Source organism: Promicromonospora kroppenstedtii DSM 19349, from assembly GCF_000515355.1.
Lineage (GTDB): Bacteria > Actinomycetota > Actinomycetes > Actinomycetales > Cellulomonadaceae > Promicromonospora > Promicromonospora kroppenstedtii.
Genome location: NZ_KI911644.1, coordinates 45217 through 49187, shown reverse-complemented (window position 1 = coordinate 49187; position 3971 = coordinate 45217). Strand labels below are relative to the sequence as shown.

Below are 3971 nucleotides of genomic sequence, written 5' to 3'. Positions count from 1 at the left end.
CCAAGGGCGACGAGGACCCGGCCCGGCTGCGGCGCGAGCTCGCCGACCTGCTGGACCGGTGCCTCGCCACCGGCACCCGGGCGGTGCTGGTGCACACCGACGACCACGCCGCGCGCCTCGTGGAGACCGCCCTCGACCGCGGCCTGCGCGTGCCCGACGACCTCGCCGTGGTGGCCTACGACGACGAGAACGCCGAGCTCGCCGCCGTGCCGCTGACCACCGTGACGACGCCGCGCCGCGAGCTGGGCCGGGAGGCGCTGCAGCTCCTGGTCGACCGCATCGCGCACGACACGGGCGAGCGCGACACCGACGTGCGCGACGGGGGAGAGCACCGCCCGCCGCGGCACATCGAGCTGCTGCCCCGGCTGACCGTGCGCGCCTCCTGCGGGGCAGCGCCCCGGCCGTGACCGCTTTTGTCCGTTCGCGCGGCCGGGTGCGTGCGGGGCTGCACGCTGTGCGCGGGTCAGGGCGGATCCGTCCTGCGACGAACACGAGCAAGGAGGCTCACATGAATCTGCACGCGAGGAGCGACCGCGGCACGGCCCGCGGTCGCGGCCACCACAGGATGGTCCGCGCCGGGGTGGCCGTGGCGGCCGTGCTGGCCGTGGCCGCGTGCTCGTCCGGCGGCTCGGGGTCGGGCGGCTCGGACCAGGACGTGTCGCTGACGTTCTCGTGGTGGGGTGACGCCAGCCGCGCCGAGCGGTACGAGCAGGCGCTGGAGATCTTCGAGGAGGACAACCCGGGGATCACCGTCCAGACCAGCTACGCGGGATTCACCGACTACTGGACCGCGCGCAACACCGAGGCCGCGAGCCGCACCCTGCCCGACGTGCTCCAGATGGACCTCGCCTACCTCACCGAGTACACCGAGTTCGGGCACGTGATCCCGCTCGACGAGTACTTCGGCGACACGATCGAGGTCGACACCATCGCCGAGCCGCTGCTCGCCTCGGGGCAGGTGGACGGCCAGACCTACGGTCTGGCCAGCAGCGCGAGCACGCTCGGCACGTTCGTCAACGCCGATCTGCTCGACGAGCTCGGCGTCGACGTGCCGCAGGAGGGCCTGACCTGGGACGAGTACGACGCCCTGCTGGCCGGGATCTCCGCCGCCGGGGCCGAGCACGACCCCGCCGTCCACGGTTCGGTCGACTACACCCAGTTCTTCTGGCTGTTCCAGATCTGGCTGCAGCAGAACGGCAGGTCGCTGTTCGACGGCGACCAGCTCGGCTTCACGCAGGACGACCTCGCCACCTGGTGGGGCAAGAGCGCCACGATCCACGAGCAGAACGGGTTCCTGCCGACCAAGCGCCAGGAGCAGCTCTCCGGCGCGGACGCCGTCGGCGTGGGCGAGACCGCCGCCGAGATCAGCTGGGACAACTTCCTGGTCCGGTTCAGCGAGGGGCAGGCGGAGCCGAACCTGACGCTGCTGCCCGTGCCCGCCGACGACTTCGAGAACAACAGCGGCATGTTCCTCAAGCCCGGCCTGCAGCTCTCGGTCGCGGCCAACAGCGAGCACCCCGACGAGGCAGCGAAGCTCGTCGACTTCCTGGTCAACGACCCCCGCGTCGGCGAGATCTTCGGCATGTCCCGCGGCGTGCCCGCGTCGAGCGCCACGCTGGAGGGCGTCGAGCTGGACGAGCTGGACCAGCAGATCCTCGACTACGAGAGCGCGCTCCAGCCCCACCTCGTAGGCTCGGCGCCGCCGCCCGTGGCCGGCCTCAGCAACCTGGAGGCCACCTTCACGACCATCGCCATGGAGGTCGCCTACGGCACGCTGACCGCGGACGAGGCGGCCGGCCGCTGGTTCGCCGAGGCGGAGACCGCCCTCGCCGGGTAGCCCCGCCGACACCCGGGGCCGCGTCGATCCGCTTCGGTGCGGCCCCGCCGGCGCGTTGTTACGGTGTCGGTCATGTTCTCGGACTGGAGTCGCCGGCGTGCTGATCAGCGGGTACGGTCAGGAGACGGCAGCCCGCTCCAGCGGTTCCGGTGGTGGCAGCCGCTCTCGCGCTCGCTGTTCCACCTGGAGCTGACCACCGCCGACGGACGGCCCGAGACCTGGTCGGTCGACATCCGGCACGGCGGGGACGACAACGGCACGGTCCGCGCGAAGCTGTACCTCGACGGCCGGCTGCACGCCGTCTCGAAGCTCCCGGCCCGGTTCCCGGTGACCGGCGGCGTGATCGAGGTGGTCACCAGCGGTTTCGGCCTCCGCCGCTGCCACTACGTGGCCGACGACGGCACCGAGCGCCAGCTCGCGCCCGACGCCGCCTCGGCCGAGGGCCGCCGTGCCCGTCTGGAGCACTCGCACCCCGTTGCGGGCCGTTTCATCGGGCTGGTCTCCGTCGTCGTCCTGGTGGTCGGCCTCGTCCTCGGGGTGCCGCAGATCGTCGAGCAGATCTCCCAGCTCCCGCCGATCGCCGAGCGGATCGGGACCACCTTCACGTCGCCGATCCGGCTGCCCGGCTGGCTCAACCTCTCGATCCTGGTCGCCACCCTGATGGCCAGCACCGAGCGCGCCCTGCGGCTGCGCTACAACTGGCTGCTCGACGGTGGCCTGTTCGACGGCGACGGCTGAGTCCCGGCCGGACTCGCCGGTCCGAGCGGGCGAGCGCACAGTTGGTATGACGGCACGCCGGCGGCCGGCGTCGACGGCCGGCTGATGCGCGGGAGGCGTCATGACCTACGAGATCGGCTACCTGGTCGGCAGCCTGGCCAAGGGATCCATCAACCGCACGCTGTCGAGGGCGCTGATCGCCTCGGCGCCCGACGACCTGTCGTTCACCGAGATCCCCATCGGTGACCTGCCGCTGTACAGCTGGGACTACGACGCCGACTTCCCGCCCGAGGGCCGCCGGTTCAAGGCGGCGCTCGAGGCCTCGGACGGGCTGCTGTTCGTGTCCCCGGAGTACAACCGGTCCATCCCGGGTGCCCTGAAGAACGCCATCGACTGGGGCTCGCGGCCCTGGGGCCAGAACTCGTTCGCCCGCAAGCCGACCGGCATCATCGGGGCCTCGCCGGGCGGCATCGGCACGGCCGTGATGCAGTCGTCGATGCGCGGCGTGCTCAGCTTCCTCGACGCGCCCCAGCTCAACGCCCCCGAGGCCTACATCACCTACGACGCCGCGGACTTCGGCCCGGACGGCACCGTGGTCAACGAGACGACGGCGGCGTTCCTGCGGCACTACATGTCGGAGTACTGCGCCTTCGTCCAGCGGGTCCTGGCCGCCAACGCCCCGGGACACATCGGCGACGAGGACCCCGCCTCGACCAAGTAGCCGGCCGGCTGAGGCGCGGGCGGCGACGTGCCCGCCCGCGCCCCACCCCGGGTGTCAGCCGACGCGGATGAACGTCGGGTCGGACTGCCAGATGCTGGTGTACCGGACGCTCTTGCCGGGGACCGGCGCCTCGATCTGCATGCCGTCACCGGCGTAGATCGCGATGTGCCCGGGCGACCAGATCATGTCGCCCGGCTGCGCCTCGGACCACGGCACCACGGTGCCGGCGTACCGCTGCTCCGACGACGTGCGCGGCAGGTCGATGCCGACCTGCGCGTACACGTACGACGTGAAGCCCGAGCAGTCGAACCCCGCCGGGGTGTTGCCGCCCCACACGTAGGGCACCCCGAGGTAGCGCATCGCGACGGAGACGACGGCGGAGCCCGCCGCGGACGCCGGGATGTCGACCGCCGCGGCCTGTTCGGCAGCTGCTTCGGCGGCCTCCTCCGCGGCCTCGGCCTCCGCCTCGGCGGCTAGCTGGGCCTGGTACTCCTCGTTGTCCGCGGCGGAGACCACGGACACGGCCGCGCTCTCGACCCTCAGCTCGGCGTCGGTGGCGACGGTCACCACCGGTGCGGCGGCCACGGACGCCTTGGCCTGGGTGGCCAGGGCGTCCAGGGCTGCCGCGTCGAGCGCGCCCTGGACGGGACTGCCGGCCAGCTTGGCGTTGACCGCCGCAGGGGCGGGCGCGGCCTG

Annotated in this window: 5 protein-coding genes; 4 read left to right on the top strand and 1 reads right to left on the bottom strand. The window is 72.5% G+C overall.

The window, feature by feature from the left end; all coding sequences use genetic code 11:
• The 4 genes from PROKR_RS09210 to PROKR_RS09195 all read left to right on the top strand — a co-directional run.
• Positions 1-407 (top strand): substrate-binding domain-containing protein (locus PROKR_RS09210; RefSeq protein ID WP_036962350.1); only part of this gene is annotated, 407 nt, incomplete at its 5' end.
• Positions 408-508: 101 nt separating this feature from the next.
• Positions 509-1837: an ABC transporter substrate-binding protein gene (locus PROKR_RS09205; RefSeq protein ID WP_036962347.1), complete on the top strand. Its 1329-nt coding sequence runs from the start codon at positions 509-511 to the stop codon at positions 1835-1837.
• Positions 1838-1909: 72 nt separating this feature from the next.
• Complete coding sequence (locus PROKR_RS09200) at positions 1910-2575, top strand: hypothetical protein (protein ID WP_036962417.1); 666 nt, start codon at positions 1910-1912, stop codon at positions 2573-2575.
• A 100-nt stretch (positions 2576-2675) separates the two neighbouring features.
• The gene (locus tag PROKR_RS09195) at positions 2676-3275 is read left to right on the top strand and encodes an NADPH-dependent FMN reductase (protein WP_036962344.1); all 600 of its coding nucleotides are present in this window, start codon (positions 2676-2678) and stop codon (positions 3273-3275) included.
• Positions 3276-3329: 54 nt separating this feature from the next.
• Here PROKR_RS09195 and PROKR_RS09190 read toward each other — a convergent pair.
• On the bottom strand, positions 3330-3971 hold a 642-nt coding region (locus PROKR_RS09190; protein ID WP_036962342.1), incomplete at its 5' end, for a C40 family peptidase.